The sequence below is a fragment of the Acinetobacter sp. Ver3 genome (assembly GCF_000632455.1).
GTDB lineage: Bacteria > Pseudomonadota > Gammaproteobacteria > Pseudomonadales > Moraxellaceae > Acinetobacter.
This window is the reverse complement of the sequence record NZ_JFYL01000004.1, coordinates 85,087-99,489: the sequence shown is the minus strand read 5'-3', so window position 1 is coordinate 99,489 and position 14,403 is coordinate 85,087. Positions and strand designations below refer to the sequence as shown.

Annotated in this window: 14 protein-coding genes and 1 pseudogene; 8 read left to right on the top strand and 7 right to left on the bottom strand. The window is 39.6% G+C overall.

The features are described from left to right. Nucleotides 1-72: 72 nt before the first annotated feature. From CL42_RS02385 to gltS, 3 genes are all read left to right on the top strand, one after another. Nucleotides 73-339, top strand: a complete 267-nt coding sequence (locus CL42_RS02385) for a hypothetical protein (RefSeq protein WP_035264646.1) — start codon at nucleotides 73-75, stop codon at nucleotides 337-339. Between the two features lie 276 nt (nucleotides 340-615). Continuing rightward, nucleotides 616-804: a hypothetical protein gene (locus CL42_RS02380; protein ID WP_035264644.1), complete on the top strand. Its 189-nt coding sequence runs from the start codon at nucleotides 616-618 to the stop codon at nucleotides 802-804. Between the two features lie 121 nt (nucleotides 805-925). Then, the gene (gene gltS, locus CL42_RS02375) at nucleotides 926-2,149 is read left to right on the top strand and encodes a sodium/glutamate symporter (protein ID WP_035264641.1); all 1,224 of its coding nucleotides are present in this window, start codon (nucleotides 926-928) and stop codon (nucleotides 2,147-2,149) included. A 49-nt stretch (nucleotides 2,150-2,198) separates the two neighbouring features. On the opposite strand, the gene CL42_RS02370 is transcribed toward gltS, so the two are convergent. Further along, the gene (locus CL42_RS02370; RefSeq protein WP_035264638.1) at nucleotides 2,199-3,050 is read right to left on the bottom strand and encodes an alpha/beta fold hydrolase; all 852 of its coding nucleotides are present in this window, start codon (nucleotides 3,048-3,050) and stop codon (nucleotides 2,199-2,201) included. Between the two features lie 120 nt (nucleotides 3,051-3,170). Continuing rightward, the gene (locus tag CL42_RS02365) at nucleotides 3,171-3,623 is read right to left on the bottom strand and encodes a DUF441 domain-containing protein (protein WP_035264635.1); all 453 of its coding nucleotides are present in this window, start codon (nucleotides 3,621-3,623) and stop codon (nucleotides 3,171-3,173) included. Nucleotides 3,624-3,746: 123 nt separating this feature from the next. On the opposite strand from CL42_RS02365, the gene CL42_RS02360 reads away from it, so the two are divergent. After that, nucleotides 3,747-4,475 carry a pseudouridine synthase gene (locus tag CL42_RS02360; protein ID WP_035264632.1) on the top strand — a complete coding sequence of 243 codons (729 nt, stop codon included), beginning with the start codon at nucleotides 3,747-3,749 and terminating at the stop codon, nucleotides 4,473-4,475. 50 nt (nucleotides 4,476-4,525) lie between these two features. Here CL42_RS02360 and CL42_RS02355 read toward each other — a convergent pair whose 3' ends face one another. The 3 genes and pseudogenes from CL42_RS02355 to CL42_RS02345 form a co-directional block, all read right to left on the bottom strand. Continuing rightward, on the bottom strand, nucleotides 4,526-4,969 hold the full coding sequence (locus CL42_RS02355) for a GNAT family N-acetyltransferase (protein ID WP_035264628.1): 444 nt from the start codon (nucleotides 4,967-4,969) through the stop codon (nucleotides 4,526-4,528). 121 nt (nucleotides 4,970-5,090) lie between these two features. Then, nucleotides 5,091-5,392: pseudogene (locus CL42_RS02350) on the bottom strand (type II toxin-antitoxin system RelB/DinJ family antitoxin). A 106-nt stretch (nucleotides 5,393-5,498) separates the two neighbouring features. Next, on the bottom strand, nucleotides 5,499-6,422 hold the full coding sequence (locus CL42_RS02345) for an RluA family pseudouridine synthase (RefSeq protein ID WP_035264625.1): 924 nt from the start codon (nucleotides 6,420-6,422) through the stop codon (nucleotides 5,499-5,501). A 116-nt stretch (nucleotides 6,423-6,538) separates the two neighbouring features. Here CL42_RS02345 and tsaE point away from each other — a divergent pair, with 116 nt between their 5' ends. From tsaE to hfq, 4 genes are all read left to right on the top strand, one after another. Next, on the top strand, nucleotides 6,539-7,006 hold the full coding sequence (gene tsaE, locus CL42_RS02340) for a tRNA (adenosine(37)-N6)-threonylcarbamoyltransferase complex ATPase subunit type 1 TsaE (RefSeq protein WP_035264619.1): 468 nt from the start codon (nucleotides 6,539-6,541) through the stop codon (nucleotides 7,004-7,006). Nucleotides 7,007-7,014: 8 nt separating this feature from the next. Further along, nucleotides 7,015-8,967 (top strand): DNA mismatch repair endonuclease MutL, encoded by a 1,953-nt coding sequence (gene mutL / locus CL42_RS02335; protein WP_035264616.1) that lies wholly within the window; start codon nucleotides 7,015-7,017, stop codon nucleotides 8,965-8,967. A gap of 6 nt (nucleotides 8,968-8,973) precedes the next feature. Beyond that, nucleotides 8,974-9,918 carry a tRNA (adenosine(37)-N6)-dimethylallyltransferase MiaA gene (gene miaA / locus CL42_RS02330; protein WP_035264613.1) on the top strand — a complete coding sequence of 315 codons (945 nt, stop codon included), beginning with the start codon at nucleotides 8,974-8,976 and terminating at the stop codon, nucleotides 9,916-9,918. An 89-nt stretch (nucleotides 9,919-10,007) separates the two neighbouring features. Then, nucleotides 10,008-10,520: an RNA chaperone Hfq gene (gene hfq / locus CL42_RS02325; protein WP_035264611.1), complete on the top strand. Its 513-nt coding sequence runs from the start codon at nucleotides 10,008-10,010 to the stop codon at nucleotides 10,518-10,520. A gap of 107 nt (nucleotides 10,521-10,627) precedes the next feature. Here the strand turns inward: hfq and CL42_RS02320 are convergent, their stop codons facing one another. Beyond that, a complete protein-coding gene (locus CL42_RS02320; protein WP_035264610.1) occupies nucleotides 10,628-11,926 on the bottom strand; it encodes a peptidylprolyl isomerase in 1,299 nt (432 codons plus the stop codon). After that, entirely contained in the window at nucleotides 11,926-14,400 is a 2,475-nt protein-coding gene (locus CL42_RS02315; RefSeq protein WP_035264608.1) for an LPS-assembly protein LptD, read from the bottom strand. The genes CL42_RS02320 and CL42_RS02315 overlap by 1 nt, the downstream gene beginning before the upstream one ends. Between the last annotated feature and the right edge of the window lie 3 nt (nucleotides 14,401-14,403).

Below are 14,403 nucleotides of genomic sequence, written 5' to 3'. Positions count from 1 at the left end.
GAACTTTATTCCTCATTCAATAAATTATTTAATCCGCACATTGTAAAATGATTGAAAAAAGTTAAAGTTATAATGTCCTCACAATCCCGTTTCCTCTGTATCGGTGGCTTCCTAAACGGAACACAAATTAAAGACCAAGGCGACAGCTTTGTTTGTATGACCAATGGAAAGAATGAAACTTATACGAAGAAGGTTATTTTCCATCAAGAGGCATGGGATCATGACTACTATGTGTTTGAAAACATCACCGACCAACAAGCAAAAGAGTGGGTGTTTCAAAAATACGGCGAAACCGTCATTTACCGAAAAAGAAAGCCCATGAAAAAGCCCCGTAATTAAAAAATTAACGGGGCTAGTCGTACCACTCACGTGATACTCATATAAGGCTCATCTCATACTGATTGCATTAAAACACATTCACACAAATTCGTCATGCTGAATCGAATATAAATTCAAATTGACTACTGCGAAAAGCTTACAAGACCATAACCATAAAGAAAACAGACAGCAACAATCTAGAAAGGTGAAATAAATAGAATAAGCAAAAAATGAACACAGCATGAATATAATGAAAACGCTACTCACATTAAGTTTAATCAGACTATCGCTCATTGCATGTTCAAGCGTGGATATCAAAATTATGATCCAGAAGAAGATGCACGTTATCAGAAATATAAAGATGAAACAGTAAACATGTCTGAATACGATAAACAGCGCTATTACAATCAGCATCACCTAGGTGTAGTTGAGCCAGATCAAGTTCACGAATCAATTCGAGAGCAAAGAAGAAAACAGGTGCAATAAACCAATAGGGCAGTACAAATAAATGTACTGCCTAAAATCATTGAAAAATTACATTTCAATAGCTGAATAAAGCATAATTCTTTGTGAAAATTGATTAAAATTAAAACATTAGGGAAATAGAATGAATTTTGAAGTTGATGCCTTTGGCACCATCGTGATTGCCGTATTTTTTCTATTTATTGGGCGCTATCTAGTCAACCGAGTCCAATTCTTTAAAAACTACAATTTACCTGAACCTGTGATTGGCGGTTTGGTCGCAGCAATTACAGCATTCATCTTATTTAAATTCTTTAATATCAGTGCCACATTTGATGCGCAAATTCAAAGCATTTTAATGCTGATGTTCTTTACCTCTGTGGGCTTAGGTGCAGATTTTGTTAAATTAAAAGATGGTGGTAAAGCCCTATTTATATTTTTGTTCTGTGTGATCGGATTTGTGATCGTTCAAAATATTGTTGGGGTGAGTTTAGCGACGGTATTAGGTTTAGATCCGCTCATCGGTTTAATTGTAGGTTCAATCACCTTAACGGGTGGTCATGGCACGGCAGGTGCATGGGGCCAAGTGCTTGAAACCCAGCATGGCATTCAAGGTGCGATTGTATTGGGTATGGCAAGTGCGACCTTCGGTCTGATTATTGGTGGTATTGTTGGTGGTCCAGTTGCTAAATTTTTAATTAAACGTCATCAACTGGCTGACAAAATTGACAATGATCAAAACGAATCACAATTGGATGATCAGTTAAAATCTGCACCATTTGAATATCCAAAAAAGACACGATTAATTACTGCAAGTAATGCGGTTTCGACCCTTGGTATGTTTGCACTTTGTATATTCACGGCAAACTTAATGACAGATTTTAGTCAGGGTAAATGGTTTGAGCTTCCAACCTTTGTTTGGGCGCTAGGTTCAGGTGTGATTTTGAGAAATCTGCTTGAACATGTATTCAAAGTAAATATCTTTGATCGTGCGATTGACGTGTTTGGAAATGCATCTTTATCACTTTATTTATCAATGGCATTGTTATCACTACAACTGTGGTTATTAGCAGATTTGGCAGGTCCGTTAGTCACGATTCTGATTGTGCAAATGTTGGTATTGATTTTATACACTGCTTTTGTGACATTTAAGGTGATGGGGAGCAACTACGATGCTGCGGTTTTATCAGCAGGTCATTGTGGTTTTGGTATGGGTGCGACCCCAACAGCTATTGCGAATATTCAAGCAGTAACCAATACCTATGGTCCTTCACACAAAGCATTCTTACTTATTCCACTCACAGGTGCATTTTTCATTGATATTGTAAATGCGATAGTCATCCAGCTTTCGATTGGAATATTGGGATAGAGTAAGTTTAAAAAAACCGCCTTTAAGGCGGTTTTTTACTTATGGAGATTTATATATGCAGTTGAGATTCGATCATCGGCCAAATATTTTGATGCGACTGTTTGAACATCATCATGTGTCCGATCGCTTTGTGTCCCAGCTCTTTAGGTTTGAGTTCGATCGCTTCGGTAGGTGCATTAGGATATAAACGAAGTAAATCCTGAACATTTGCTTCGGTTGCAATCTCGTCATCACTTGCCCAAATGGCCGTGACAGGAATTCGTATCTCTTGGTGATAGTCTTGATCTAGAGCAACCGTTTTCCCAATCGCATTAATAACATAGCCAGGTTGACTACAAAATTGAGCCCAGTCACGTGCAACATCTTTCGGTAGATTTTCCCCCATACCAATGGCTTGGGTAGGACCATAACCAAGCGTTATGCGTGCGAGAGGAAAAATACCTTTAAACATCACAGGGGCAAGTAGTTTCGTACGACCTTTGAGCCCTTTTATATGCCCAGTCGAACCTGCAATTGCCACGACTTTTGCAACTTTATCATGGTTGGGGGTGATCCCAATGAGTTGTCCACCAGCGCTGTGACCGACAAGAATAACTTGCTTGGCATGGGTGAGTTGTAAGAGTTGATCAATCGCAGCGGGAATATCCAACTGTCCCCATTGCACAATACTTGCTTTGGATTGCTTCAATGGGCCATAAAGAGAAGCACCAATACCACTAAAATCAAACACCATTACGGCATAGCCTTGTTGGTTAAGCCATTCGCAAAATCGATGATAAAACTTTTGAGTAATTCCAGTGGCAGGGCACACCAAGACGGGAAGACGCTTTGAATGCTCGGCAGGAAAAAAGGTAGCAGCAAGTTCGTATTGATCCTGACGAATAATTTTAATTTTTTGCATAATTTAAACTGTGCAAGTATCCGTAATCAAAATACTTTACCGCAGTTCTAAAAGATCAAACCAACAAATGATGACTGTTGCGTTTGTGAAATGACTGTTCAGTCGTGAAAGTAACCTGTTTCAAGAAGTTCCAATGATAATGGAAAGTATTCCTGCTGCAATTAATGGTCCAACAGGGACACCACGTAAAATAGCCACACCTGCTACAGTACCGATGAGCAGTCCAGCGACAATATTTGGCTGATTCGCCATAAGCGTTACGCCTCGACCACCTAACCATGCCACCAGTAACCCGATTCCAATGGCTAAAATTGAGTTTAAGCTCAAGAACGACTTGAGAATATCTTTACCCGGAATGGTGCCACTGGCAATTGGCGTAAGAACGCCAATGGTGAGGATAATAATGCCGATATTTAAACCATGCTGTTGAAGCAATGGAAAATACTCGTTTAAAGGGGTGATACGAAAAACAATAAGTACTGCGACTGAAATTGTGACAGCTGTATTTTGACTGAATATTCCACATGCCAATAAAATGATTAGAACGATTAAATTGAGGTCTAATTGAGACATAAAGAAGATCCAGTGCTTATCACGACAGTACTTGAAAGTTATAATAGTTTAACTGATTTAAAGTCTGCATTCAGATGACATACTTTAAATTTCAACGAATATTGTAAGTAATGGAAGTGATTCATGGTTCTGGAAAAAATGTTACAGTCTCAAGGCTTTGGATCACGAAAATATTGTCAACAATTAATTAAAGCTGGTGCAGTGGTCATTGATGGTACTGTGATCACGGACCCGAAATATAAACTGAAGCTTCAAGGTCTTAGCTTCCACGTGTATAACGAGGAATATACTTATCGTGAAAAAGTTTATATAGCACTCAATAAACCTGTAGGCTATGAATGCTCGCATCAAGCGACGCATCACTTCAGTGTATTTGAATTGATTGATGACATATTGTTGCAAAGGGGAGTGCAAACAGTCGGACGTTTAGATCAAGACACGACTGGTATATTGTTACTTACAGATGATGGACAATTTCTGCAAGCGCTGACTCATCCTAAAAAACATGTTCCTAAAGTTTATCAAATGCATACAGCAGATCCAGTCACTGAGCAGCAAATCATTCAATTGGGTCAAGGTGTAGAGCTTCGCAATGAAACAGGATTGTTTCAAGCAACAGACATTCAACTCATAAGCGAACAACACCTACAATTTACAGTGCATCAAGGCGTTTATCATCAAGTTAAGCGTATGGTTGCTGCTGTGGGAAATCGTGTTGAATCATTGCATCGACTGCAAATTGGACAATTAAAATTAGATCAGCTTGCTGAAGGTGAATATTGCTATCTCACTGAACAGCAAATACTCGCCGCAAAAAATCAAAGTCCTGATGCTCAACTCCTTGAGATTTAAATCATCAATGCTAAAGACTCTATTCTTAAGACGATATGTTGTGTAATGCCTTAGGATAGAAAGCAATGATAGGTTTGGAATTCATTGTCTTTGACGAAGCCCATCTTTTCGTAAAGTTGGTGAGATTGAAAGTTACTTCGTTGTGTCTCTAATGAAATTCGACTGGCTTTTTCGGATTGTGCAAACAAAATTGCAGTGTCAATGAGTTGTTTGGCTGAACCTTGTCTTCTATAAATTGGAGTGACATATACATCATCTAGAATGTAGTAGCTTGAACAAGCATGGGATGAAAAACCTAAATAAAGAATCACGAAGCCAGTGATTACATCATTTTTGATGTGAATAAAAATAACACTTTGTTGGTTTTCGAATCGCTGTTTTAGAAAATCATAGGATTGTTGAATATTGGATGATGCACCATAAAACTGTCGGTATTCATCAAAAAGTACAGCGAGTTGATTGAGATCTTCTGTTGTGGCTTTCCGTACTATCACTGTTGAGCTCTCCTCAGATCATTATTTTTAATCTTGTTATGATGAAGAGCTAAACATATTTGCGCAGGGCGCTGTAAATTAAATTGTTTAAAAATACGACAAAGTTAACTTATGTCAAAAATTAATCTTTATCGCTTTCACCCAAAAGTGCATTCAATTCTGCAAAAAAATCGTCGTCATCTAAACTCGAAGTTGTAGTATTGGAATCTTGTTGTTCTTGCTTAAGTTTTTTGAGTTTCAACAATTGATCCATGTTGATCGTTTGATTTTCGATTGCAAAAGGAATGGACTTTGTCAGTACAACTTGTTTGAAAAATAAACGCACTGCTTGCGCTGGTGTAATCCCCAATTGCTTAAAAACTGCAAAGGCTTGTTTTTTTCTTGTGAGTCAAGTCGGACTTGATAAACTTCTGTTTTTCTCATGGATTAAAACCAAACGACTCTAAATTTAAGTGCTTATTTTAATCTAAGTAAATGTAATTTCAATGTCTGAACGTCAAAATTATATAAATTTGTCATTACAATGAATCTACAATGTCAGTGTTTGCGTGCTTTTAAATTGCATTTCAATATTTAATATCGGATCAATAAATTGAAGCTCATCAGCAAGTAATTGCAACGGTGCACTGAAATCATCCTCAGCTTTATGCGCGATTACCGGATAAAAAGGATCATTTTTGATTGGAATGTTGAGCGCATTGAGGTGAACGCGAAGTTGATGTTGCTTACCAGTCAGTGGCTTCAAAATATATCGTCCCCACTGTGAATTGTGTTCTATCAGGTCAATTTGAGTGACAGAATTAGTGACGCCTTCACATACTTTCATTATATAAAATGGATTTCCCTTTTCCATGCGTAATTCAACTGTTCGTGGAAAGACTAAGTCTTTTAAGTAAGGTGCGATGGCTTGATATGTTTTGGATACCTTTCGATCTGCAAAAAGTTGTTGATAGACTCCGCGACTTTCAACTTTTTTTGAAAATAAAACAACACCTGCTGTTTCGCGGTCTAAACGATGAATCGGTGTGAGATGAGGATTATCAGTGAACTGCTTTAATCTCACCAATAAGGTTTCTTGAACATATTGACCTGTCGGACTCATGGTTAAAAAATGAGGTTTATCCACCACGAGCAGATCATCGTTTTCGTATAAAATTTTTTCCTTGAACGGAACATGAATTTCGTTTGCTAAAAAACGATAATAAAAAATATGAGAATTGGGTTGATACGCCGAATTGATGGAAAGTGTGTTGCCATCCGCATTGTAAATAAGACGATCTTGAAAACGTTGTTGCCATTCCAGTGCGTCTATATGAGAAAAGGCTTGAATGAGGAAATCATAAATCGTGATCGGGGAGACTTCGAGATTTGGAAGAAATACTTTGCTGGCTGTTACACCATTGATCATCGGTGGCGTAAAACTTGGGACACTTTCTGAATTTGATTTTGGCATAACAAGACAACAGAATAAAAAAATGATCAGATGAATGAGTTTTTGAACAAGTCGAGATAGGCACTGTTCAGGAGCATGCTATTATACCTCTTCAACAGATGTCTAATGTGATCCAGATGCAATATTCTTTTCAACTCAACTTAAATGATGAAGCAGATACTCAAAAATTAGCTGCATGTTTAGGGCAGTGTATTGAAAAGGGTGTCATATACCTCATTGGAGATTTAGGTGCGGGTAAAACCACCCTGACGCGTTATTGGCTACAAAATTTAGGTCATCGTGGTGCGGTTAAAAGCCCGACTTATACACTGGTTGAACCCTATAAAATCAATCAGCAGGATGTCTTTCATTTTGATTTGTACCGTTTGAATGATCCTTATGAACTTGAGTTGATGGGTATTCGTGATTATCTGGATATTGCTGATGCGCTATTCTTGTTTGAATGGCCCTCCAAAGGTGGTGACGAAATTCCAGAAGCAGATGTTATCTTGAATATTGAGAAATCTGATGATGAATCAGTACGTCATGTCACAATTTCTGCAAATGATGAAGCTTTACTCGCAAAATTAAAGACACAGTTTTAAATAAATCTATGGCGCATGATCTTAGCTTGAATCGAATTCAAACCTTATCTCCTGCATTAGCAAACCAAATTGCTGCGGGAGAGGTAATTGAACGTCCTGCATCAGTGGTGAAGGAACTTCTAGAAAACTCAATTGATGCGGGCGCGACTGAATTAATCATTCGAGTCGAACAAGGCGGTAGTACGCTGATTGAGATTATTGATAATGGCAAAGGGATTCATCCTGAGGATCTTCCGCTTGCGGTCATGCGGCATGCAACCAGCAAAATTCAAACTGCTGAAGATTTACATGCAATTGTGAGCTTAGGTTTTCGCGGAGAAGCCTTGGCTTCCATTGCTGCTGTTTCGCGCTTGGCCTTGACCAGTAGTCGTGATGATTCAGGAATTGGTTATCAGGTCGAAGTAAACGGTACGGCCTTTGATCATCAAGAGATTCAAGCTGTTGCTACTCAGCAAGGCACACACATACGTGTACAAGATTTATTTTTTAATGTACCAGCAAGACGAAAGTTTTTAAAAAAGCCAAATACGGAATTTGGCCACATTGAAGAAATCGTACGGCGTTTAGCCTTAACGCATTTCGATATTCGGATTGTGCTGGAACATAATGGTACTATCCGTTTAAATTTGCCTGTCGCAGACAGTGGTCAACTCAGATTTCAACGTGTACAGCAGCTTTTAGGCCGACAATTTACTGAAAATGCGTACTGGATCGATGCTGATAGTGTCAATATGCGCTTATCAGGATGGTTAGGTCATCCTTCTGATGCTCGAGCACAAAGTGATTTGCAGTATGTGTACGTGAATGGTCGTATCGTAAAAGATAAAACAATCTCTCATGCTTTGCGAATGGCCTATGATGGCATCTTACATGGGCATCAACATGCAGCTTATTTGTTGTTCTTAGAAGTTGATCCTGAATTTATTGATGTGAATGTGCATCCGACTAAGCATGAAATTCGATTTTTGAATCAACGTGAAGTACACGAATTTGTACGTCATTTTGCCAAAGAAACTTTGTCGCAATTTCAAACTGCGACTGCGGATTTAGCCCAGGCTTTAAAGCTTGATCAAGATGTCATCGCACCATCAGTACAGTTACCACGTTATCAAGAGCAATTTAATTTGCATCAAAATGCTCAAGCATCGCCCCCTATGTCCCAGACGTTGCAGGAATCGAGTCATGAGGGGTATCTAACAGATTTTAGTGCTAAACAGCCTCAGTCAGTTCAATATAGCGCGCCGAGTCAGTCTTATTCAAATTCTAATATTAGCAATGCACTCAAATCTTATTTGGCACCTTTGAAAGAAACGTCATCTAATTTTGAAGTTCCTCATGATACTGAGATGGAATCAACATCGTCTAAAGTTGACGAGTTTCCTTTGGGGATTGCAATTGCACAACTTCATGGAATTTATATTCTGGCGCAGAATTCTGAAGGCTTGATCATTGTAGATATGCATGCCGCGCACGAGCGGATCTTATTACAGCAAATGAAATCTGCTTGGGATAAACCTGAATTTTGGACATCACAGCAGTTGCTTATTCCAAAAGTGATTTCAATTACACGCATGCAAGCCACGCGTATAGAGGACCTTAAGCCTCAGTTGGCGCGGCTTGGTTTAGAAATTGATCAATATGGCGATGAGCAAGTGATAGTGCGAGGTGTGCCTGCTATTTTGCACAAGGCCGATTTTAATGCATTAATCCCAGAACTTTTGAATGATCTTGATCCCAATGATGAGGCCAGTGCTTTACAACAAAAAAGAGATCATATCTTGGCAGGAATGGCATGTCATGGCGCAGTGCGTGCGCATCGCATGTTAAGTATTTCTGAAATGAATGCACTGTTGAGGCAGATGGAACAAACTGAGTTTGCAAGTCAATGTAATCATGGACGACCAACTTGGAGAGCTTTTCCACTTAGTCAATTAGATAAATTATTTGCTCGAGGAGAGTAATTGCACATGTCAAATCAAATGCCAGTCATCAACTTAATGGGGCCGACTGCGAGTGGGAAAACTGCTTTGGCATGTGAGCTATATGAGCGCGGTAATTTTGAAATTGTTTCGGTGGATTCTGCTTTAATCTATAAGGACATGGATATCGGTTCGGCTAAGCCATCTAAAGAAGAGCAGGAGCGATATCCACATCACCTGATTGATATTATTACACCGCTCGAGGTTTATTCGGCAGCTCAATTCGTTGAAGATGCATCGCTGCTGATTGATGAAATACATTCACGCGGTAAGACCCCAATCTTGGTGGGTGGGACGATGTTGTACTACAAAGCACTGTTAGAAGGCTTGGCAACGAATCTCCCTAATGCTGATGAAAAGGTACGTCAACAAATTGAAAATGAAGCCATGGTATTGGGTTGGGAGAGCGTCTACGAAGAGTTAAAACGTGTCGATCCTATGGCAGGTGAGAAGTTTAAAGTGAGTGATCGTCAGCGCATTATACGCGCGCTAGAGGTCTATCGTCTGACAGGTCGACCTATCACTGAGCTTCAAGCAGAACAGCCCAAAAAACAGCCATATCGTTACAATTTTCATAATTATGCGCTGTTACCTGATCGTGTAGAATTACACAAAAGAATTGAACTGCGCCTAAAAATAATGTGGGATATCGGTTTTTTAAATGAGGTGGAGTACCTGATTGAAAAATACGATTTAAACGATAATTTGCCATCGGCGAGATCTGTTGGATATCGCCAAGCTTTAGATTTTCTTAAAAATAGTGATGGAAGTCTCAAATCTAAGCAAGATATGGAAGACAAGTGTTTGTTTGCAACACGACAACTGGCTAAACGTCAATACACTTGGTTACGTTCTTTGCAAGAAGCGCACAGTTTTCAAACTTTTTTGACGATAAAGCAAGCTCAAGAAGACTTGCGAAACTTATATGGATAAAGCAAAATTTACTCACTATCTTTTTTATAAATTTTAATTGAAAAATAAAGATAGTTTTTTTGCGCTGATTTTATTTTTTGGAGTATAACATGTCTAAAGGTCAAACTTTACAAGATCCGTTCTTAAACTCTCTCCGTAAGGAACGTATTCCAGTTTCAATCTTTTTAGTCAACGGTATTAAATTACAAGGTCATATCGAATCATTTGACCAATACGTTGTATTATTAAAAAACACGGTAAGCCAAATGGTTTACAAGCACGCTATTTCAACAGTTGTACCTGCACGTAATCCACGTCCTGCTGGTGCTCCTGCAGGCGCTCCTGCTGGTGCTCAAGGCGGCTTCGGTGGTCAACAAGGTGGCTTTGGTGGTCAAGGCGGCTTCGGTGGTCAAGGTGGCTTTGGCGGTCAAGGTGGGTTTGGCGGTCAAGGTGGGTTTGGCGGTCAAGGTGGCTTCGGTGGCGGTCAAGGTTTTGGCGGTCAAGGTGGCTTCGGTGGTCAAGGTGGCTTTGGTGGTCAAGGTGGCTTTGGTGCGACTTCTACACCAAACTTTGATGGCGAAACAAAATTTGATGATGCTCAAGAAGACGATAACAATCGTTAATTTTTGAGTAATCAAAAAGGCACCTGATGAAGGTGCCTTTTTTTATATGAACAGCCTAAAAATTAAAATTAAAGCCCCCATAGTGGAGGCTCTCAATTAAGAAAAAATTAGTTTTGGTTGGGTTGTTTAATTTCAACGTATGTACTTGCGCGAAGCTCTCTTAACCAGCCATCTAACTCTGCATCAAATTGACGGTCACCAAGAATTTGGCGCGCTATGCGTTTTTGCTGTTCCTGAGTCATGTCTTGCTGACGTGCATCAGTAACTTGCAAAATATGCCAACCAAACTGTGTTTCAAAAGGTTCACTGACTTCGCCAATTTTCGCAGTCTGCATTTTTTGATCAAACTCTGGCACCATCATACCTGGTGAAACCCAACCTAAGCTACCACCATCACGTGCAGAACCTGGATCATTTGAATAAGTTGCAGCAAGGACTGCAAAATCATCACCTGCCTTTACACGGCTATAGATACTGTCAATAGTTTGTTTGGCATTTTCAGGGCTCACCACTTCAGAAGTCTTAATCAGAATATGGCGAGTTTGGTATTGTGGCACAATTGTCTTTTTCTCATTTGACTTGCGCTCTAAGAGTTTCAACAAGTGGATGCCATCTCGAGCCTGAATTAAATCAGTAGTATTGCCTGGTGAAACTAAAGCGATACTCGATGCAAGTTCTTCTGGAATATCTGCGATTGAGCGCGAGCCCATATCTGCGCCTTCAACTTTAATTGTAGATGTAGAAAATTGTTTCTGTATTGCGTCTACATTATTGGAAGTCTGAAGTGCATCTTGAACTTGTTGCGCGACTTGAGTGAGTTCTTGTTGAGAGGCTTCACCTGAAACTCTGAAGTGAATGACGTGAGCTTGAGTACCCACAGCAGCTTGACCTTCCGGTGATTTGAGGAAGTTTTCAACATCTTGGTCGCTGATTTTAATGCGTGACATCACTTGTTGTTGACGTAAGCGCTGAATAGCAAGATCATCAGCGACTTTAGCACGTAGGTTTTCATAAGTGCCCGGAGCCATACGGTCAAGCTTTTGCTGGAAGTCTTCAAGGCTATTACTGTTCGACTGGCGAGCAACATTAAGCACAGCATCATTTAAAGTTTTTTCATCAACTTGAATGCCATAGCGTTTTACTTGTTCAAGTTGCGCATTTTGGATGATGAGTTTATTCAGAGCTTGATTTTCAAGTACCTGAAGTGGTGGTACATCCTGTTTTTGAGCTTTAAGTTGATGTTGTAGCTCAGCGACACCTTGTGCAATGTCACTTTTTAAAATGGCACTTTTGCCAACAATAGCAACGATTTGATCTGATGGGTTTGCATAACTTGACACTGATGCAGAAATAACAAGTGCTAATGCTGAAGCTTTAAAGAGTTGTTTTAAATTTTGCATCTTCATTAATTCGTCCAATTTTGTTTAACTTTATCGAAACCCAAGATTCGATTTTCCAGTAAAGAGCTTAACTTACTGTTTAAGCCACCAAGTCCTTTAAGTGTAAACTCTGCCATTACAGCACGTTTTTGTTTGGTGTCTGGTGCATTAACATCATCTAAGTCATTGTAATAAGAGCGACCATAGACCGAAACACCCCAGCAGCACGACTCATAGTTAATCCCTAAAAGGTACTCGCGTGCAACACTGTTGTCTAGATCATATTGCATATGACCCATCAAATTCCAATTACCTTTCACAGGTTGTATAAAGGATGCTGTAACTTGGTCATAGTGGTCTTGACGATCTTCAAGTCGCTTACGATTAAAATAACCAAAGTTATATAGGTTACCTTGTTCACCTGTGTAATACACTTGTAGATCACGTTGAGCATTGTCTCCGTTAGACATCCACATTGAGTTTGCATTCACAGTAAAGTTCTGAGAAAGCTGGCTGGCAATGCTGATCACAGGACCAGTTTGACGCTCAGTGTTAAATGGGTCATTTTGACTATTATTCAAAGTCACCTTACGGTCTTCAAAGTAGTAACTTTGTCCGATGCTGGCACGTAAACGTTCTAATCCGATTGTATCAAAGAGGCTGTAACTTACCCCGAGTGATAAGAAGTTATTATCTTCTAGGCGGTCGTGGCCATAAAAACGACGTGGATTAAATAGTTGATCGTAATTCAGGGACGCTGCGGTTGAGTCAAAGTTCGGTGAACTGTTTTGATTTCTGTGTGGTGCATAAGCATAGAATGCACGTGGTGTGATGGTTTGTAAGAATTTTCCATCTTTTTCAAAGATAAGACCTGCATCCAAAGTAAACTCTGGAACTATAACTGCATTGTCTTTGGTATTTTTTCTTTGTTCTTCAGTGATACGATCAATCGTATTTTGATCAAAGAAGGTATTTATAGAGCGAACTGATGCTTGAGGTATAAAGAATGACCACTGATTGCGGAAGTTATATCGAGCAGAAAACTCATTATAAAGACGTGTACCACTTGGTTGATAAATGGTGTCCATATTTGAGTTGTCTGAAGCATTTAAGTCATTAATATCTTTTTGGAAATATGCTGTATCGTTATTAAATTCATATTCCAGTCCTTGCGGATTACCAGTGATATAATTGACAAGCAATTGCGGTAGTCGTGCATAGGGGCGATCAACATCATCAACATCAGGGTCTAGCGTCTGGAAGTCTTCAACTTTGAGTTGCGCGCGTAACCCTGGAATTCCATTCGCGTAATTAAGATCCCAAGCGCGGCGTTGGTTTAACTCTGTTCTTGTATTCGGATTGCTGTCTAGATCGGCAAAGAAGTCTTTATCAGAAACATAGTTATATTCTAAATTGGTCGTCCATTGGTCATTGATTTTCCAATTGTGCAAGAGGTGTAAATCTTTGCGATCTTCATCATCATATTTACGATCTTGTGCTAAATAACCACCCCAAATACGACCGCCACCATATTGTTCAGTCAGATATCTGAACTCACCCTCAGCCATTAATCCACGACCGCCAATGAAACGTGGAGTGATAGTCGCATCATAATTGGGTGCTAAATTGAGATAAATTGGCGCTTCAAGTTCTAAACCACCATCGTTTGTATAACCAAAACCTGGGTTTAATAAGCCAGTGGTACGACGATCATCAATAGGGAAATTAAAATATGGCACAGCCAGCACTGGTGTATTTTTAATATATAGTTTAGTGCCTTTGGTTACGCCACGACCAGTGTCTTGATTTAACTCAATCGAATTGGCTTGAATCTTCCATGTTGGGTTTTGCTCAGGTGGACACGTGCTATAAGTTGCATTCTGAAGGAGTAAAATATTGGGTGAGGTGCGCTCAATATTTTCTGCACGACCATGCCCATGTGTCGCTTCTGAAATATAAAAGCTGTTATTGAGGCGTCCCGTTTGGGTTTTTAAATTGTAGTCAATTTGATCACTTTGAGCCAATAAACCCGCTTGTGCCAACTGTACATTGCCAGAAGCTTTGGCATGAGTTTGAGTATTGTCAATTTTAATTTTATCCGCACGAACCATGCGACCTTGCTGATCGATGATGACATTGCCTTCTAATTCTGAATCACCATTTGGATTGTAATATGCACGATCAGCGGTGATGATCGATGTTGCTTGCTCGGGATCAACAGCTTTAGTATCAGGGCTGATTGGTGTCAACCAAGTTTGAGCACAAAATTTCGAGCTTGGGGAGAACGTGCTACGTTGTTGTGCTTCAGCTGAATTTTTATTGACATAATATTGATCAAAGAAGCGCTGACCAGGGTAGCTTTCTTTGATTGCAGTTTGAAGTGCTTGATTATCCACCTCAGTTGTACTGTCTTTAGAGTCGGCATAACTTGAGACTGTGCTACCACACAATAAGGTTAAAATAGCAGTCGCCAAAGGGCTGAAAGTAAACTGATGCTTCATTTA